Raw genomic sequence first — 17,050 nt, 5'->3', positions numbered from 1 at the left:
AATTCGCCCGGCACCGCGGCAGCGAGCGCGGCACGACGACGCGGGTACGGCGACGACAGCGGTTTTTCAGGCCGTTTGCCTCGACGGGACAATCCGATCCTCTGGATATTTGAACTGGCCGGTGATCCGGTCGTCGCTGCGCTACGTTTCGTGGGGGTCGATCGCAACTGATCGGACGATGGATGCGCGGTATCGCGTGCACCCATCGCGTCGGCATGAATGAAAACACCTGGAGAATTTGATGACGCCCGCAATTCGTTCGTTCGTGGCCGGAGCGGCCATGGTCGCCGGCCTGCTCGGCCCTTCCGTCGCGCGCGCCGCCGACATCGTGGACACCGCGGTTTCCGCCGGTTCGTTCACCACGCTGGTGACGGCCGTGAAAGCCGCCGGTCTCGTGAATACGCTCAAGGGCAAGGGCCCGTTCACGGTGTTTGCGCCTAACGACGCGGCCTTCGCCAAGTTGCCGCCCGGAACGGTTGAATCGCTGTTGAAAAACAAAGCCAAGCTCGCGGCGATTCTGAAGTATCACGTCATTCCGGGCCGCGTGAGGGCCGCCGACGTCGCCGGCAAGTCGCTGAATGTGGCGACCGTTCAGGGCCAGCCCGTCGCCGTCGACGGAAGCCTGGGTGTCCGCGTCAACGATGCGCACGTCATCCAGCCGGACATCGAGGCGTCGAACGGCGTCATTCACGTCATCGATACGGTGCTGCTGCCGCCGGCGCGCGCGAAGAAGATGCACCACTAGAACGGTCCATGACCGTGCACCTGGCCGCTACGGCGGCCGGGTGTTGTGTTGAACACTTGCTGCGGTGCGGATGTCGCTGCTCGCGCGGAAGAGCCTACCTTCGCGCCACCACCACGCCCACGATGAACGCCACCAGCAGCGCCGGTAGCGGCGCCTCGCGCACCATGCCGCGTACGATGTCCGGCCAGTGCTGTTCCGGGACCAGCCGCGGCGATCGCACCTTCGGCGCCGGTTCGATGCCCCAATGCGAGGCGAGTTCGGCGACTTCGCTCGACGCGAGGCGCACGTCGTCGCGGACGCGGAAGATCGCGGCTTCCGATCGCTCGCGCGGCGGAAGCTGCATCAGCGTTGCGACCGCCGTGCGCAACGTCATCTCGCCGAAGCCTTGCAGGCGGACCTGCTCCTCGGGATCGGATGTCATGCAAAATCCCTCACAGCGCAAAGTGCCGCGCAAGGCCGAAGGCCAGCGTCGCGCACAGGACCAGCGTGGATACCGCGCCGGCCACGCCGCGCGCGAGATTGGTTCGCGTCAGGTGCCTGGACATGATCGTGCTCCATGCTCTCATGGAAATGGCGGCGAGAGAGGTTGGTTCCTTCAACGTCGCCGAATCGCGACCTTGTAGGATGGGTAGAGCGAAGCGAAACCCATCACCTTCGTTTCCGCGAGAGGGATCGATGGGTTTCGCTTCGCTCTACCCATCCTACGCCCCCATCGGCTCGCCGGCGTGATTACCTCCGCAGCAACTCGCTCAGGGCCGCCGTCGCCTCGGCGCAGCGGATGTCGTCGATCTCGCGCGACAGGCTGAGCGCGCTCGCCTTGAGCTCTTCGAGCTTCCAGCTCTCAGGATGCTGGCTTTCGAGCTGGCCCAGACGCTTGTTGAGGTCGTCCAGTCTCGATTGGAGGTGCCCGATGCTGGCATCCCCATTCACTTTCCAAACGCGTTGTGCACGCATCGTCGTTCCCCTGATAGTCTCACGGCCTTGTGAGAGCGGTTCGTGGCCGCAATGGGAGTTTGTTTTGTCCGGCTTCAGACCGTGGGGAACCGTTGCATATCCGCAACGAAGTTCCATCGATCCATGCGGCAACGGCCGCGCGCCGCCTGACGATGATACCCACCGGCACGAAATTTGATTGTGCCAAGTGACGACGATGAGATGGACCGGCCTGTGCGCGCGGCCCGGCGCTCGATAGGCTCCAACCAGACGCACTCCGGGCAACGAGGGAATGACGCGTGGCAAGATTTGTGACAGTCGCGGCCGGCCAGCTTGGTCCTGTCGCGAGGAGCGAGACGAGAACGGACGTGGTGGCGCGCCTGATGGCGCTGATGCGTCAGGCCCACGCGAATGGCTGCGATCTCATCGTCTATCCCGAGCTTGCGCTGACGACGTTTTTCCCGCGCTGGTATTTCGAGGATCAGGCCGAGATCGACGGCTTCTTCGAGCGCGAGATGCCGGGCGAGGAGACGCGAGCCCTGTTCGATCTTGCCCGCGCCATCGGCATCGGCTTCTACCTCGGTTATGCCGAGCTGACGGTCGAGGCCGGAATTGTCAGGCGCTACAACACCTCCATTCTGGTCGACAAGAGCGGTGCGATCGTTTCGAAATATCGCAAGGTCCATCTGCCGGGCCATGCCGAGCATGAGCCGTGGCGGAAATTTCAGCATCTGGAAAAGCGCTATTTCGAGCCCGGCCGCGGCTTCGGCGTCGCGAATGCCTTCGGCGGGGTGATGGGCATGGCGATCTGCAACGACCGCCGCTGGAGCGAGACCTATCGGGTGATGGGCCTGCAGGGCGTCGAGATGGTGATGATCGGCTACAACACGCCGGTGCATAATCCGCCCGCGCCGGAGCATGACGATCTCTCGCTGTTCCACAATCATCTCGTCATGCAGTCCGGCGCCTATCAGAACGGCACCTTCGTGGTCGGCGTCGCCAAGGCCGGCGTCGAGGAGGGCGTCGACCACATCGGCGGCAGCTGCATCATCGCGCCCTCCGGCGAGATCATCGCGCGATGCACCACCAAGGGCGACGAGCTCGCGCTCGCCCGCTGCGATCTCGATCTCTGCAATTCCTACAAGCGCACCACCTTCAATTTCGACGTCCACCGCCAGCCGCAGGCCTATGGAATGATCGTGGAGCGGAAGGGCGTGACGACGATGGCGGACGGGACGGCGGCGCGGCCGAAGGTGTGAGGCTCTCGTAGCCCGGATGGAGCGCCAGCGTAATCCGGGGGCGCTCGCCCGGCATCTCGTACCGTCCCGGATTGCGCTTTGCTCCATCCGGGCTACGCGGTCGCGCCTGTGTCGCCCCCTGTCAATCGCCTCGCGCAAAAATATTCCACTTTACCGAAATTCGGATTTGTCGTAGGTGTTGCCCATCCCGGCTCACCAAGAGGGGCGATCTCGTCGTCGTCTTGATCGCGAGCCGGGCTTGCGGTGGACGCGGCAGCGTCGGCACGAGATGGGGCGGGCAGGGCGGGTAGCCCCTGTGAGCCCGAACCCCGCGTGCAGACGAGCGACGCTGAACGCGTACGGCAAAACCGTGTGGTCCTGGCCGTCGTTGCTACGGTCAAGCCGGATCGAAGATGTGCGAAAGCCCAACCGGGCAGACGGCATCATCCAATTCGAACGGCGAGGGAGGCCAGAAGGAAAGTTCGGCTCCCGGGAGAGCACGGCATAAGCCGTCCGACCATCGCGCAGGGAAGGCCGTGTGATCGGCACCACCTGTATGCTGCTGTGCGGTTCTTCCTGCGTGTGCATTTCGCGCAGCGGACCGCGGGTGCGAGGTCGGCACCCGGTCTTCCCTGCGCTCTCTTGGACCTGGAGGGGCGAAAGATGAAGCAAAGCTCGGGCGAAACAAGCCGCGAGAATGCGAAGCCATGTCTGCAAATCAGCTGCCGTAGGATGGGTAGAGCGAAGCGAAACCCATCGTCTTCCCGCGATGAGGATGCGTGATGAGTTTCTCATCGCTCTACCCGTCCTACAAGTACGCCTCGGAGAATCGCGCCGCGTGCCGCAAGCTCGATGTCGTAGGGTGGGCAAAGCGGCAGCGTGCCCACGCCCTTGTTGCGTATGGATGGAGATCGTGGGCACGGCGCGATGCGCCTTTGCCCACCCTACGGCACTACTGTCGGGATGTGCACTGGAGCGTCGCCATGACGGCGTGGAGAGCGCCAGCGCCACCCTTCACAACTCCGTGTCTTTATTAGGAAACGATCATTCCCTATTATCCCGCAATGCAGAAGACCGCCCGCAGATCCCAGCCTGTCGCCCGTCCGCCCGGCCGTCCCCGGGAATTCGACATGGACACCGCCCTCGATCGCGCCGTGCGGGTGTTTTGCGAGCGCGGCTATCATGCCACCTCGATCGGGGACCTCACCGCCGCCATGCGGCTCGCCACCGGCAGCGTCTACAAGGCGTTTCGCGACAAGCAGGCCGTGTTCCTGGCGGCGTTCGACCGCTACGCCGCCGTGCGCCGGGAGCAGACCCGCAGCGCGGCGGCGCGCGGCAGCAACGGCCGGGAGCGGCTGCGCCACGTGCTGCTGTCCTATGTCGAGCACTCCCAAGGCATCGAGGGCCGCCGCGGCTGCATGGTGGTCGGCGGCACGGTCGAGCTTGCCGCGCTCGATTCCGACGTCCGCGCCCGTGTCAACGCGCAGATCGAGACCAACGAGGCGTTCATCGCCGGCCTCATCCGCGAGGGCCAGGCCGACGGCTCGATTTCGGCCCATCTCGATGTCGACGACACCGCGCGGCTGATGATCTGCATCACGCAAGGCATGCGCGTCGTCGGCAAGGCGCGGCTGCCGCTCGACGGCGAGCGCCTGGTCGGCGTCGCGATGAAGCTGCTCGCCTGAATTCATGCCTTATTAGGGAATGATCGTTCCCGATATCTGGAGTCCATTGGAATGACGATGAATGCCACGATCGAAACCGCCTCCGAACCGGATGCGGTGTCGCAGCGCCTGACCTTCGTGCTTGCTGCGGCCTGCGGCATGGTCGCCGCCAACATCTATTACGCGCAGCCCCTGATCGCCCCGATCAGCGCCGCGCTCGGCCTGTCGCACGGAGCCGCGGGGCTGATCGTCACCATGACGCAGATCGGCTATGGCGTCGGCCTGCTCTTCATCGTGCCGCTCGGCGATCTCGTCGAGAATCGTGCCCTGATCTGCTCGGTCATCATGCTCGGGGCCGCCGCGTTGCTCGCCGCCGCGTTCTCGACCCACGCGCTGCCGTTCCTGGTCGCGGCGCTGTTCATCGGGCTCGGCTCGGTCGCGGTGCAGATCATCATCCCTTATGCCGCGCATCTGGCGCCGGAGGCCATCCGCGGCCGCGTCGTCGGCAACGTCTCGACCGGGCTGATGCTCGGCATCATGCTGGCGCGTCCGGTGTCGAGCTTCGTCACCGCCGCCTCGTCGTGGCACACGGTGTTCTTCGCCTCCGCCGCGCTGATGATCGTGCTCGCAGCGGTGCTGCGCCTCGCGCTGCCCCGGCGCAGGCCCGTCGCGCGCATGCATTACGGCACGCTGCTGCTGTCGATGCCGCATCTGGCCTTGAACACGCCGCTGCTCCGGCGACGGGCGCTCTATCAGGCGAGCCTGTTCGGCTGCTTCACCCTGTTCTGGACGGTGGCGCCGCTCCAGCTCGCGGGCGCGTTCGGCTTCTCCCAGCGCGGCATCGCGCTGTTCGCGCTGGCCGGCGTCGCCGGCGTGTTCGCAGCTCCCATCGCGGGGCGGCTCGCCGATCGCGGCCATAGCCGGATCGCGACGCTGGTCGCGATGCTGCTCGCGGCCGCGGGCTTCCTGGCGAGCTATGTCGGTGCGCCCGGCTCCATGCTGAACCTCGGCTGCCTGGTGGTGGCCGCGATTGCCATCGATATCGGCGTTCAGGGCAACGTCGTGCTCGGCTTCCGCGCCATCTTCGCGCTCGGGCACGAGCACCGCAGCCGCCTCAACGGCCTCTATATGGCGACGTTCTTCGCGGCCGGTGCTGCCGGTTCCGCGGTCGGCGCCTGGGCCTTCGCGCAAGGCGGCTGGCCGCTCGCCTCGGCCATTGGCCTCGCTTTGCCCGTCGCGGGCCTGCTTTATGCGGCGACCGAGTAGTCGCCGGCCCGGCAGAATGCTGCGATGCGGCTGTTTACCAAGACCGGGCCACGAGACCCTGCGAGGCCTCGGGTGCCGCAATTTCCATCTCGCGGTTTGCTTGCGGTTGTAGTACTTTCGTCTCAAGCGAGCCCGGTTAACGGGCGGCAGGGGGAGGCTGATGAGGCGTGCGGGGCTGTTTGGCGTACCGCGGGTACGGCCATGGTCGTGGCAGGCGTTTCTGCTCGGAAGCGTCGTTGTCGCAGTGTCGGCCGTGTTTCAGGGCATCTGCGTCGCGCTCGGCGCAAACCTCTATTTTGCAGCGTTCCTGCCCGGCCTGTTCGTGCTCGGCATCGTTGCGGGCACGCCGGCGGCGGGATTTGCCGCTCTGCTCACCATTCCATTGGTGTGGTGGGCGTTCATTCCGCCCTTCTTCGAGTTCGCCGCGCTGTCCAGCGCGAATACCGATTCCATCAATCTGTTCTGCCTGCTGGCCGTGCTGCTGATCGGCCTTGCCGATCTTTGCCGCGAGACGATGAGCATCATCAGCCGCGGCGGGCTGAAGCCTCCGGGCGAGAGCGCAGCAACGAATCCACAATAGATCGCCCCTGCGCGGCGTCGCGCGTTGCCTGCGCGCAACAGTCCGGCAACCATCCGCGCGCTTGCCGCGCGCCGCTAACTTTTCGAAAAAGATTTGGCCGCAGTTTCTCCCCCGGGAATGACGAGGGAGTTTTCGGACATGAACGGCCAAATCAGCGGTCAGGCCATCCTGGAGAACGTGCGTCGCTATCGCGGCATCGCATCGCTCTATCGCCAGACCGCGGCGTTCCGCCCGGGCCAGAGCTGGTCGCTTCTGGAGCAGGCGCAGGATTGGGAGGCGCGGGCGCTGTCGGAGCTGGAAGCCTATTTCGCATCGCGCATGGACTACGCCGCTTCGCTCGCCGCCTGATCGTTAACCATCGCTCACGATATGATCGTGAGATCGGGCGCGGGCACCACGAACTGTCCGCCCCAGGCGCGAATCTCCGCCAGCTGGTCGATGATCTCGTCCTTCAGATTCCACGGCAGGATGAAGACGTAATCGGGCCTGGCCGCGATCAGGGCGGCGGGATCGCGGATCGGCAGATGCGATCCCGGCAGCAGCAGGCCCTGCTTGTGCGGATTGCGGTCCACGGTAAACGGAATCAGTTCGCGCGTGATGCCGCAATAATTCAGCAGCGTATTGCCCTTGGCCGGCGCGCCATAGCCGAGCACCGTCTTGCCCGCGCGCCGCGCCGCGACGAGAAAGTCGCGGATCATCTCGCGCTTCGCCGCCACCTTGGTCCGGAAATCACTGGAGATCGCGGGCCGGTCGAGCCCTGCGACGGCCTCGCGCCGGCGCAATTGCGCGAGCGCAGGCGAGGGGCTGTGGGCCGCCGTTTCAGTGCAGACATGCAGGCGCAGCGAACCGCCGTGGGTCGGCAATTCCTCCACGTCGAAGACGCGCAACGCATGTGCGCGAAACACCGTCTCGAGGGTCGCGAGCGAGAAGTACGAGAGGTGCTCGTGATAGATCGTGTCGAACTGGATCCCCTCGATCAGATGCAGCAGATGCGGAAGCTCCAGCGTCGCACGTCCGTTGTCGGGCAGAAGAATGCGCAGGCCCGCGACGAAATCGTTGATGTCGGGGATGTGCGGCAGCACGTTGTTGGCGACGATCAGTGCGGGCCTGTGGCCTTCGGCGCAGAGCGCCGCGGCGGCATCGCGGCCGAAATAGCAGATGCGGGTCGGAATGCCCTTGGCGATCGCAGCGGCTGCCGGGCCGCCGGCCGGCTCGATCCCGAGCGCGCCGATGCCGGCGCGCTGAAAATACTGCAGCAGATATCCGTCATTGCTGGCGATCTCGATCACCTCGGATCCGGTGCCGAGCCTCGCGCGGGCGATCATGTCGGCGGCATAGCTCTCCGCATGCAGCAGCCAGCTCTCGGAATAGGAGGAATAATACAGGTACTGGTCGAAGATGCTGGCCGCAGGCTCGAATTGCGGCAGCTGCACCAGCCCGCAAGCGCGGCAGACGCGGGCATGCAGCGGATAGGCCGGCTCGGTGGCATTCGCGCGCTCCGGCGGCAAATAGGAATTCGCCAGGGGCGACAGGCCGAGATCGACGAAGGTCTCGTCGAGCTCCCGCGCGCAGAAGCGGCATCGATGCCCGTGCATGACCGGATCGTCCCGTTGTGCCGCCCTGTCGCGGCTGTTAGTGAATTCCCACAAGCGACGGAAACTCCGACAAGGTTGCGCATGATGCAACCGAAAAGGCGTTCGGGTGAACGGAGGTTCGCAACGGCGGCGTCGCGGCGCGGAGGGGCGAGATGAGGTTCACTGCATTGCCTCTGCCAGGCGTGGTCGAAATCGGCATCGAGCCCGAGCTTGATGCGCGCGGGTCGTTCGCCCGGCTGTTCGATACCGAGGCCTTCGCGGCGCAGGGACTGCCGACGCATTTCGCGCAAGTCAGTCTGTCCCGCAACGAACGCGCCGGCACCCTTCGCGGTCTGCATCACCAGGCCAGCCGGCCGGAGGCGAAGCTGGTGCGCTGCGTCGCCGGCCGTGCCTTCGACGTGATCGTCGATCTGCGCCGATCGCTGCCGACCTATGGGCAATGGTGCGCGGTCGAGCTCACCGCCGACCGCGGCAACGCCGTGTTCATCCCTGCCGGATGCGCGCACGGTTTCCAGACGCTCGTCGATGCGACCGAGTTGATGTACTTCATCGACGTGCCCTATGACGCGCAAGGTGCGGCCGGCGTTCGCTGGGACGATCCGTCGCTGGCGATCGCCTGGCCGCTGCCCGATCCGATCCTGTCCGCGCGCGACCGCGCTCTGCCGTATCTCGCATGAAGCGGGTCTTGGTCACGGGCGCGTCCGGATTCATCGGCCGTGCGCTGCTGCCTGTGCTGGCGGGGCGCGGCTTCGAGGTCCATGGCATCGCGCACACGGCGCAACCGGCGACGCCGGGCGTGAGGTGGCACGCGGCCGATCTCCTCACCGAAGCCGGCCGTGCGCATGCGCTCTGCGCAGCGCGGCCGACGCATCTCGTCCATCTCGCCTGGGAAGCGCGGCCGGGCCGTTATCGGGAGGATCCCGTCAATCGGCTGTGGGCGGAAGCAAGCATCGACCTGCTCGAGCGCGCGCGAGCCTGCGGCACCAGCCGCATCCTCGGCATCGGAAGCGGCCTCGAATACGGACCGCAGAACGGCCCGTGCGAAGAGAGTGCGAGCCCGTGCCGTCCGACGACATGGTACGGACAGGCCAAGCTCGCGACGGGCGAAGCCTATGTCGCGGCGGGCGCCGCCTGGGGCCGCGTGTTTGTCCCGTTCGGTCCGCACGAGGCGGAGCCGCGCCTCATTCCCTCGCTGATCCGGAGCCTTCGAGCCGGACGGGGCTTCGACTGTTCGCATGGCGGCCAACTGCGCGACTTCGTCTATGTCGACGATCTCGCGCAGATGATCGCCGCCGTGCTCGACAGCGGGCTCGCCGGCGTCGTCAATCTCGCCAGCGGCGACGTGCGCAGCCTGCGCAGCGTGATCGAGCATGTCGCGGGTCTCCTCGAGCCGCGTCATCTGGTGAGGTTCGGCGCCGTCGATGCAACGGGCGTCGATGCCGAGCCGATCCTTGCCGCCGATATCAGCCGCCTTCGCGAGGTGACAGCAGGCCTGCCGCTCGTCGGATTCGAGGAAGGGGTCGCCCGCACCCTCGCATGGTGGAACGATCGCCTGCAGGGGAGCGCGTGAGGTGCGGTCCGCTTGCAACAGGCGAACGGCATGCGGGTCCCGTGGCAATTACGGAGTTGTCTGGCGGAGCGTCTGTGCTAGCAACGGGCCGATCGAAACCTCCTTCACCTCGGCCGGGGCAAGCGATGACCACGTTCAACCGCATCTTCACGACGGAGCGCCTGCTCCAGATCATCGTGATCCTGGCGGCGACCGTCGCGATGAAGCTGATGAGCTGAGTGCCGGCGGACTAGCGTCCTCCGAACTCCGGCACGTCGGGCAGATAGTTCGCCCCTTCCGAGCCCAGAAAATCGAACATCGCCTGCGCCGGCGGCAGCAGCACCTTGTCGCTGCGGCGGATCACGTACCATTGCCGCACGATCGGCAGGCCCGCGACGTCGAGCACGACGAGGCGGCCTTCCGCGAGTTCATGCGCCACCGTGTGAGCCGAGATGAAGGCGATGCCGAGCCCGGCGATCACCGCCTGCTTGATGGTCTCGTTGCTGCTCATCTCCATGCCGATGATCGGCTCGAGATCGGAGCGCTGGAACATGCCCTCCATCAGCGTCCGCGTGCCCGAGCCGGGTTCGCGGGTGAGGAAGGTCTCGTGCACGAGGTCGGTGAGGTTGAGGCCGGAATCCTTCTCCAGCCAGTGCCCCTTGCGCGCGACGATGATGTGCGGATTGCGCCCGAGCTGGCGCACATCGACGGTGACGTCGGCCGGTGGCCGACCCATCACCGCGAAATCGAGGTCGTAGCCGTGCATGGCCTCGCGGATTTCCTCGCGATTGCCGATGGTCAGCTTGATCTCGATCTTGGGGTAGCGCTTGGAGAACGCCGCGATCGCATGCGGCACGAAATATTTGGCGGTCGAGACCGCGCCGAGATGCACCGTGCCGCCGGTCCGTCCCGCCAGCAGATCGAGCGCGCCCTGGCAGTCCGTGATGGCGGCCTCGACCCGCTCGGCCAGCGCCAGCACCTCCTTGCCCGCCTCGGTCAGCAGCATGCCGTCGCCAGTCCGCTGCACCAGCGGCAGGCCGGCAAGGTCCTGAAGCTGGCGGAGTTGCTGGGTCACGGCCGGCTGGGTCAGCCCGAGATGGCCGGACGCCGCCGTCACGCTGCCCTTGGCCGAGAGCGCCGCGAGCGAGCGCAGCTGCCGGATCGTCAAATGCCGGAGCTGGGCCGCCGCATGGCTGGAGCCATTATAAGAAAAATCTTTGACGCTCATTATGAATAGAAATTTTCCTTATTAAGCTGCCCCTGTCAATCTCCTGATGCCGGGACTGATCGCTACCGACCTCCAGAGGGGAGGGAATGGATGCGCGCCGGCACAGGGGATGGACGCAGATGACCGGGCAACTCAGGCTGGACGATCACCTTCAACGGTATTCCGAGACCGCGCCGCACGCGCTGGCTGTGGCGGCCGCGGTCGACGCCATCGCCGCGGCGGCCATCGAGATCGCTGACCTCATCGCCACCGGCGATCTCGCCGATGCCTCAGGCCTGACCACGGGGCGCAACAGCGACGGCGACGTCCAGCGCGACCTCGACGTCCAGGCCGACGCGATCCTGCGCCGCTGCCTGGGCAAGCTGCCGATCGCGGCGCTGGCGTCGGAAGAGATGCGCGAGGCCCAGATCGGCGACCGCGAGGGCCGCATCTGCATCGCGATCGATCCGCTCGACGGCTCCTCCAACATCGACATCAACATGACCGTCGGCACGATCTTCTCGATCCTGCCCGCGCCCGACGACCTGTCGCTCGCCTTCCATCAGCGCGGCTCGGCGCAGCTTGCGGCAGGCTTCGTCACCTACGGCCCGCAGACCTCGCTGGTGCTGACGCTCGGCGAGGGCGTCGACATCTTCACGCTCGACCGCAAGGCGGGCTGCTTCCGCCTCGCGCGCAGCGGCGTGCAGATCGCAGAGACCTGCGAGGAATTCGCGATCAACGCCTCGAACCGCCGGCACTGGGATCCGCCGGTGCGCGCCTTCATCGACGAGTGCCTCGCCGGCGTCGAAGGTCCGGCCAACCACGATTTCAACATGCGTTGGGTCGGCTCGCTGGTCGCCGAGGCCTATCGCATCCTCACCCGCGGCGGTGTGTTCCTTTATCCCTCCGATGCGCGCCCCGGCTATGGCGACGGCCGCCTGCGCCTGACTTACGAGGCGCATCCGATGGCCATGATCATCGAGCAGGCCGGCGGCTCCGCCACCACGGGACGCGAGCGCGTCCTCGATCTCTCGGCGCAAAACCTGCACCAGCGCGTGCCGCTGATCATGGGCTCGAGCAACGAGGTGCGGCGCGTCGAGGAGCTGCACTGCGATCCGGTGCTCGTCGCCAGCGTCTCGGCGCCGCTATTCGCGCGGCGCGGATTCTTCCGGCTGTAAGGAGGGCGTCCGATGTCCAGGAAGCATCCGATCATCTCGATCACCGGCTCCTCCGGCGCCGGCACCACCTCGGTCAAGAAGACCTTCGAGCAGATATTCTTCCGCGAGAAGGTCAACGCCGCCTACATCGAGGGCGACGCATTCCACCGCTATGACCGCGCCGAGATGCGTACGCAGATGGCCAAGGAGGCCGAGCGCGGCAACAAGCATTTCAGCCATTTCAGCCCCGAGACCAACCTGTTCGAGGAACTGGAGCGCGCGTTTCGCGACTACGGCGAGACCGGCACGGCGGTGACGCGTCACTACGTGCACGATGCCGAAGAGTCCGCGTTGCACGGCGCAGCGCCCGGCACCTTCACCGATTGGAAGAAGCTGCCGGAAAATTCCGAGCTGCTGTTCTACGAGGGCCTGCACGGCGCCGTGGTCACCGACAAGGTCAATGTCGCGCGCTATGCCGATCTCAAGATCGGCGTCGTGCCGGTCATTAATCTCGAATGGATCCAGAAGCTGCACCGCGATCGCAGCGCGCGCGGCTATTCGACCGAGGCCGTCACCGACACCATCCTGCGGCGGATGCCCGATTACATCCACTACATCTGCCCGCAATTCACCGAGACCGACATCAACTTCCAGCGCGTGCCGACGGTGGACACCTCCAATCCATTCGTCGCCCGCTGGATCCCGACGCCCGACGAATCCATGGTCGTGATCCGCTTCAAGAATCCGCGCGGCATCGACTTCCCCTATCTGCTCTCGATGCTGCCGCAGAGCTGGATGTCGCGCGCGAACTCGATCGTCTGTCCCGGCGCGAAGCTCGATCTGGCGATGCAGCTGATCCTGACGCCGCTGATCATGCAGCTCATCGAGCGCAAGCGAAACCTCAAGTGAACAAGGGGAGAATTCGATGAACATCTCGGTTCATGCCGAAGCCGACCTCAATAGGGTCGCGCACAACGATCTCGCCAACGCCGTCCGCTTCCTCGCGGTCGATGCCATCGAGGCCTCGCAGTCGGGGCATCCCGGCCTGCCCATGGGCATGGCCGACGTCGCGACCGTGCTGTTCTCGCGCTTCCTCAAATTCGACTCGGCGCATCCGAACTGGCCGGACCGCGACCGCTTCGTGCTGTCGGCGGGCCATGGCTCGATGCTGCTCTATGCGCTGCTGCATCTGACCGGCGGCGACGTCAGCATCGACGACATCAAGGCCTTCCGGCAATGGGGCTCGAAGACGCCGGGGCATCCCGAGTATGGCCACACGCCTGGTGTCGAGACCACGACGGGGCCGCTGGGGCAGGGCATCGCGACGGCAGTCGGCATGGCGCTCGCCGAGCGCATGGCCAATGCGCGGCATGGCGACGGGCTCGTCGATCACTTCACCTATGTCATCGCCGGCGACGGCTGCCTGATGGAGGGCCTCAGCCAGGAGGCGATCTCGCTGGCAGGCCATCTCGGGCTCGGCCGCCTGATCGTGCTGTTCGACGACAACGGCATCTCCATCGACGGTCCGACCTCGCTCGCGACATCCGACGATCAACTCGCGCGTTTCGCCGCCTCCGGCTGGTCGGTGCGCCGCGTCGACGGACACGATCCCGAAGCCGTCGCACAGGCGATTGCGGAGGAGCGGGAGACCGCAAAGCCGTCGCTGATCGCCTGCCGCACCATCATCGGCTACGGCGCGCCCGATCGGCAGGGCACCGAGAAGGTGCATGGCGCGCCGCTCGGGACCGAGCAGACCGCGGCGGCGCGCCGCACGCTGGGCTGGGATTATCAGCCCTTCGTGGTGCCGATCCCGGTGCTCAAGGCCTGGCGCATGATCGGGCAGCGCGGACAGGTCGACCGTCTCGCCTGGCTCGATCGCTATGAGCGCGCGACGCCAGAGCAGCGCGATCTGTTCGTCGAGGGCAAGGCCGTTGCGCTGCCGGCCGCCTATGCGCTGGCGGCCGCGAAACTGCGCGAACGTTTCGCGTCCGAGCGGCCGAAGCTTGCGACGCGGCAGGCCTCGCAACAGGTGCTCGACGGTATCGCCGGGACCATTCCCGGCCTGGTCGGCGGCTCCGCGGACCTGACGCATTCGAACCTCACGCATGCCAAGACGCAAGCTCCGGTCAAGTGCGGGGCGTTCGCCGGCGACTACATCCACTACGGCATTCGCGAGCACGGCATGGCCGCCGCGATGAACGGCCTCGCATTGCATGGCGGCTTCATCCCCTATGGCGGCACGTTCCTGGCGTTCTCCGATTACAGCCGGCCCGCGATCCGCCTTTCGGCGCTGATGCGGCTGCGCGCCATCCACGTGATGACGCACGACTCCATCGGGCTCGGCGAGGATGGTCCGACGCATCAGCCTGTCGAGCATCTCGCGGCGCTGCGCGTCATTCCGAACCTGCTGGTGTTCCGTCCCGCCGACGCGGTGGAGACGCTCGAGGCCTGGGACTGCGCACTCGGCTCCGAGAGCCGTCCGTCGGTGCTGTGCCTGTCGCGGCAGGCGCTGCCGACCTTCCGCAGCGATGCGCGCGGCCGAAACCGTGTCGCGCGCGGTGCCTATCTCGTCGTCTCCCCGGACGGCGGCCGCGACGTGACGCTGATCGCAACCGGCTCGGAAGTCTCGATCGCGCTGGAAGCGGCTCGCTTGCTCGCAACGGAGCACATCCGTGCGGCCGTGGCGTCAGCGCCGTGCTTCGCCCTGTTCGAGGAGCAGCCGGACGATTATCGCGCCGCCGTGCTCGGCACCGCGCCGCGTGTCGGCGTCGAGGCGGCCGTTGCCGGCGATTGGCATCGCTGGATCGGCGCCGACGGCGAGTTCGTCGGCATGCGCGGCTTCGGCGCCTCGGCGCCGGCGCCGGTGCTGTACCGCGAATTCGGCATCACGCCACAAAGCATCGCAGAGGCGGCCAGGCGCTCGATCGCACGTCGGAACCAGGGAAGAACAGCATGAGCTTGCGTGTCGCCATCAACGGATTTGGCCGGATCGGTCGCAACGTGCTGCGCGCGATCGCCGAGTCCCGCCGCAACGATATCGAGGTGGTCGCGATCAACGACCTCGGTCCGGTCGAGACCAACGCCCATCTGCTGCGCTTCGACTCCGTTCACGGCCGCTTCCCGGGCGAGGTCAAGGTCGACGGCGATACGATCGACGTCGGCGGTGGTCCGATCAAGGTGACCGCGATCAAGGATCCGGCGCAGCTGCCGCATCGCGCGCTCGGTGTCGATATCGCGCTGGAATGTACGGGCCTGTTCACCTCGCGCGAGAAGGCCGCCGCGCATCTTCAGGCCGGGGCGAAGCGCGTGCTGGTCTCGGCGCCTGCGAGCGAGGTCGATCTCACCGTCGTGTTCGGCGTCAACCATCTCGCGCTGACCGGTGATCACATCGTGGTCTCCAATGCCTCCTGCTCGACCAACTGCCTCGCTCCGCTCGCCCAGGTGCTGGACGAGGCCGTCGGGATCGAGAAGGGCTTCATGACCACGATCCATTCCTACACCGGCGACCAGCCGACGCTCGACACCTTCCACAAGGACCTCTATCGCGCCCGCGCTGCGGCGCTGTCGATGATCCCGACCACGACTGGCGCAGCCAAGGCGGTGGGGCTGGTGCTGCCGGCGCTGAAGGGCAAGCTCGACGGCGTGGCGATCCGTGTGCCGACGCCGAACGTGTCGGTGGTCGACTTCAAGTTCGTCGCCAAGCGCGCAACGAGCGCGAAGGAGATCAACGATGCGGTCCAGGCTGCGGCCAAAGGACGGTTGAAGGATGTCCTGGGCGTGACCGACGCGCCGAACGTCTCCACCGACTTCAATCACGATCCGCGCTCCAGCATCGTGCATCTCGACCAGACCAAGGTGATGGACGGCAATCTCGTGCGGGTCATGAGCTGGTACGACAACGAATGGGGCTTTTCCAACCGCATGGCCGACACCGCCGCTGCGATGGGCCGGCTGATCTGAGCTGACGGAAAGACAGGAAACGGAGAAATCCCTTGGCACGTATTACCCTTCGACAATTGCTCGACCACGCCGCATCTCATGGCTACGCGGTGCCGGCGTTCAACATCAACAACATGGAGCAGGGCATCGCGATCATGCAGGCGGCCGCCGAGGTCGACGCGCCCGTCATCATGCAGGCCTCGCGCGGCGCGCGCAGCTATGCCGGCGATCTCATGCTCTCGCACATGATCGACGCGCTGGAGCGGACGTATCCGGACATTCCGCTCTGCATGCATCAGGACCACGGCAATGACGAGGCGACCTGCGCCTCCGCCATCGCCCATGGCTTCACGTCCGTCATGATGGATGGCTCGCTGAAGGCCGATGCCAAGACCGCGGCCGACTACGACTACAATGTCGCGATCACCCGCCGCGTCGTCGATCTCGCGCATTGGGTCGGTGCCTCCGTCGAAGGTGAGCTTGGCGTTCTGGGGTCGCTCGAACATGGCGGCGGCGAGCAGGAGGATGGCCACGGCGTCGAGGGCACGGTCAGCCACGACCAGCTCCTGACGGATCCCGATCAGGCCGTCGATTTCGTCCGTGCCACCAAGGTCGATGCGCTCGCCATCGCGATGGGCACCTCGCACGGCGCCTACAAGTTCAGCCGCAAACCGGACGGAGACATCCTGGCGATGCGGGTGGTCGAGGAGATCCACCGCCGGCTGCCGAACACGCATTTGGTCATGCACGGCTCCTCCTCGGTGCCGCAGCCGCTGCAGGACATGTTCAATCAGTTCGGCGGCGAGATGCCGCAGACCTGGGGCGTGCCGGTCGAGGAGATCGTACGCGGCATCAAGAGCGGCGTGCGCAAGGTCAACATCGACACCGATTGTCGCCTCGCGATGACCGCGGTGTTCCGCAAGGTCGCGGCGCAGACGCGCTCGGAATTCGATCCGCGCAAATTCCTCAAGCCCGCGATGGACGCGATGCGCGAGCTCTGCCGCGAGCGCTTCGAGCAGTTCGGCACTGCAGGCCACGCCAGCAAGATCAAGGTCGTTCCCTTGAGCGAGATGGCACGGCGCTACCGCGCCGGCGAGCTCGACCCACGTATCGACGCCCGCGAGTCCGTCGCGGCCTGATCAATCGGAAAGAGCAGAGAAAAGAACAGGAGAGAGAC

Annotated in this window: 17 protein-coding genes; 13 read left to right on the top strand and 4 right to left on the bottom strand. The window is 66.1% G+C overall.

The window, feature by feature from the left end; translation table 11 throughout:
* Positions 1 to 280 precede the first annotated feature (280 nt).
* A complete protein-coding gene (locus CO669_RS10520) occupies positions 281 to 745 on the top strand; it encodes a fasciclin domain-containing protein (protein ID WP_097659787.1) in 465 nt (154 codons plus the stop codon).
* Positions 746 to 839: 94 nt separating this feature from the next.
* Here CO669_RS10520 and CO669_RS10515 read toward each other — a convergent pair whose 3' ends face one another.
* Together CO669_RS10515 and CO669_RS10510 are read right to left on the bottom strand one after the other, a co-directional pair.
* Positions 840 to 1,166, bottom strand: coding sequence for a hypothetical protein (locus CO669_RS10515; protein WP_097659724.1), 327 nt, complete (start codon positions 1,164 to 1,166; stop codon positions 840 to 842).
* Between the two features lie 308 nt (positions 1,167 to 1,474).
* The gene (locus CO669_RS10510) at positions 1,475 to 1,699 is read right to left on the bottom strand and encodes a hypothetical protein (protein ID WP_097659723.1); all 225 of its coding nucleotides are present in this window, start codon (positions 1,697 to 1,699) and stop codon (positions 1,475 to 1,477) included.
* Between the two features lie 278 nt (positions 1,700 to 1,977).
* On the opposite strand from CO669_RS10510, the gene CO669_RS10505 reads away from it, so the two are divergent.
* From CO669_RS10505 to CO669_RS10480, 5 genes are all read left to right on the top strand, one after another.
* The gene (locus tag CO669_RS10505; RefSeq protein ID WP_097659722.1) at positions 1,978 to 2,937 is read left to right on the top strand and encodes an N-carbamoyl-D-amino-acid hydrolase; all 960 of its coding nucleotides are present in this window, start codon (positions 1,978 to 1,980) and stop codon (positions 2,935 to 2,937) included.
* Between the two features lie 1,109 nt (positions 2,938 to 4,046).
* Positions 4,047 to 4,601, top strand: coding sequence for a TetR/AcrR family transcriptional regulator (locus CO669_RS10495; RefSeq protein ID WP_245444260.1), 555 nt, complete (start codon positions 4,047 to 4,049; stop codon positions 4,599 to 4,601).
* Between the two features lie 51 nt (positions 4,602 to 4,652).
* Positions 4,653 to 5,846, top strand: a complete 1,194-nt coding sequence (locus CO669_RS10490) for an MFS transporter (protein WP_097659720.1) — start codon at positions 4,653 to 4,655, stop codon at positions 5,844 to 5,846.
* A 160-nt stretch (positions 5,847 to 6,006) separates the two neighbouring features.
* A complete protein-coding gene (locus tag CO669_RS10485; protein WP_097659719.1) occupies positions 6,007 to 6,426 on the top strand; it encodes a DUF4118 domain-containing protein in 420 nt (139 codons plus the stop codon).
* Between the two features lie 138 nt (positions 6,427 to 6,564).
* Positions 6,565 to 6,774 (top strand): hypothetical protein, encoded by a 210-nt coding sequence (locus tag CO669_RS10480; protein ID WP_097659786.1) that lies wholly within the window; start codon positions 6,565 to 6,567, stop codon positions 6,772 to 6,774.
* A gap of 14 nt (positions 6,775 to 6,788) precedes the next feature.
* Here CO669_RS10480 and CO669_RS10475 read toward each other — a convergent pair whose 3' ends face one another.
* Positions 6,789 to 8,021, bottom strand: coding sequence for a class I SAM-dependent methyltransferase (locus tag CO669_RS10475; RefSeq protein ID WP_097659718.1), 1,233 nt, complete (start codon positions 8,019 to 8,021; stop codon positions 6,789 to 6,791).
* A gap of 152 nt (positions 8,022 to 8,173) precedes the next feature.
* Between CO669_RS10475 and CO669_RS10470 the strand changes: the two genes are divergently transcribed.
* Together CO669_RS10470 and CO669_RS10465 are read left to right on the top strand one after the other, a co-directional pair.
* Positions 8,174 to 8,698, top strand: coding sequence for a dTDP-4-dehydrorhamnose 3,5-epimerase family protein (locus tag CO669_RS10470; protein ID WP_097659717.1), 525 nt, complete (start codon positions 8,174 to 8,176; stop codon positions 8,696 to 8,698).
* On the top strand, positions 8,695 to 9,591 hold the full coding sequence (locus tag CO669_RS10465; RefSeq protein ID WP_097659716.1) for an NAD-dependent epimerase/dehydratase family protein: 897 nt from the start codon (positions 8,695 to 8,697) through the stop codon (positions 9,589 to 9,591). Before CO669_RS10470 ends, CO669_RS10465 begins: the two co-directional genes overlap by 4 nt.
* A 229-nt stretch (positions 9,592 to 9,820) precedes the next feature.
* On the opposite strand, the gene CO669_RS10460 is transcribed toward CO669_RS10465, so the two are convergent.
* Positions 9,821 to 10,798, bottom strand: a complete 978-nt coding sequence (locus CO669_RS10460) for a LysR family transcriptional regulator (RefSeq protein ID WP_097659715.1) — start codon at positions 10,796 to 10,798, stop codon at positions 9,821 to 9,823.
* 119 nt (positions 10,799 to 10,917) lie between these two features.
* Here CO669_RS10460 and CO669_RS10455 point away from each other — a divergent pair, with 119 nt between their 5' ends.
* Genes CO669_RS10455 through fba form a run of 5 tightly spaced genes read left to right on the top strand, consistent with a single transcriptional unit; the run spans position 10,918 to position 17,012 of the window.
* Complete coding sequence (locus CO669_RS10455; protein ID WP_097659785.1) at positions 10,918 to 11,955, top strand: class 1 fructose-bisphosphatase; 1,038 nt, start codon at positions 10,918 to 10,920, stop codon at positions 11,953 to 11,955.
* Between the two features lie 12 nt (positions 11,956 to 11,967).
* Complete coding sequence (locus CO669_RS10450) at positions 11,968 to 12,843, top strand: phosphoribulokinase (RefSeq protein ID WP_097659714.1); 876 nt, start codon at positions 11,968 to 11,970, stop codon at positions 12,841 to 12,843.
* A 16-nt stretch (positions 12,844 to 12,859) separates the two neighbouring features.
* Positions 12,860 to 14,890, top strand: coding sequence for a transketolase (tkt, locus tag CO669_RS10445; RefSeq protein ID WP_097659713.1), 2,031 nt, complete (start codon positions 12,860 to 12,862; stop codon positions 14,888 to 14,890).
* Entirely contained in the window at positions 14,887 to 15,894 is a 1,008-nt protein-coding gene (gene gap / locus CO669_RS10440) for a type I glyceraldehyde-3-phosphate dehydrogenase (RefSeq protein ID WP_097659712.1), read from the top strand. The genes tkt and gap overlap by 4 nt, the downstream gene beginning before the upstream one ends.
* Positions 15,895 to 15,926: 32 nt before the next feature.
* Entirely contained in the window at positions 15,927 to 17,012 is a 1,086-nt protein-coding gene (gene fba / locus CO669_RS10435; RefSeq protein WP_097659711.1) for a class II fructose-bisphosphate aldolase, read from the top strand.
* Positions 17,013 to 17,050 lie beyond the last annotated feature (38 nt).

This window comes from Bradyrhizobium sp. Y36 (assembly GCF_002531575.1).
GTDB lineage: Bacteria > Pseudomonadota > Alphaproteobacteria > Rhizobiales > Xanthobacteraceae > Bradyrhizobium.
This window is presented reverse-complemented; position numbering and strand designations above follow the sequence as displayed.

Coding starts and splice junctions, on each gene's coding strand:
- CO669_RS10520 (WP_097659787.1), top strand. CDS start 281: ATGGTCGCCGGCCTGCTCGGCCCTTCCGTCGCGCGCGCCGCCGACATC.
- CO669_RS10515 (WP_097659724.1), bottom strand. CDS start 1,166: ATGACATCCGATCCCGAGGAGCAGGTCCGCCTGCAAGGCTTCGGCGAG.
- CO669_RS10510 (WP_097659723.1), bottom strand. CDS start 1,699: ATGCGTGCACAACGCGTTTGGAAAGTGAATGGGGATGCCAGCATCGGG.
- CO669_RS10495 (WP_245444260.1), top strand. CDS start 4,047: ATGGACACCGCCCTCGATCGCGCCGTGCGGGTGTTTTGCGAGCGCGGC.
- CO669_RS10490 (WP_097659720.1), top strand. CDS start 4,653: ATGACGATGAATGCCACGATCGAAACCGCCTCCGAACCGGATGCGGTG.
- CO669_RS10485 (WP_097659719.1), top strand. CDS start 6,007: ATGAGGCGTGCGGGGCTGTTTGGCGTACCGCGGGTACGGCCATGGTCG.
- CO669_RS10480 (WP_097659786.1), top strand. CDS start 6,565: ATGAACGGCCAAATCAGCGGTCAGGCCATCCTGGAGAACGTGCGTCGC.
- CO669_RS10475 (WP_097659718.1), bottom strand. CDS start 8,021: ATGCACGGGCATCGATGCCGCTTCTGCGCGCGGGAGCTCGACGAGACC.
- CO669_RS10470 (WP_097659717.1), top strand. CDS start 8,174: ATGAGGTTCACTGCATTGCCTCTGCCAGGCGTGGTCGAAATCGGCATC.
- CO669_RS10465 (WP_097659716.1), top strand. CDS start 8,695: ATGAAGCGGGTCTTGGTCACGGGCGCGTCCGGATTCATCGGCCGTGCG.
- CO669_RS10460 (WP_097659715.1), bottom strand. CDS start 10,798: ATGAGCGTCAAAGATTTTTCTTATAATGGCTCCAGCCATGCGGCGGCC.
- CO669_RS10455 (WP_097659785.1), top strand. CDS start 10,918: ATGACCGGGCAACTCAGGCTGGACGATCACCTTCAACGGTATTCCGAG.
- CO669_RS10450 (WP_097659714.1), top strand. CDS start 11,968: ATGTCCAGGAAGCATCCGATCATCTCGATCACCGGCTCCTCCGGCGCC.
- tkt (WP_097659713.1), top strand. CDS start 12,860: ATGAACATCTCGGTTCATGCCGAAGCCGACCTCAATAGGGTCGCGCAC.
- gap (WP_097659712.1), top strand. CDS start 14,887: ATGAGCTTGCGTGTCGCCATCAACGGATTTGGCCGGATCGGTCGCAAC.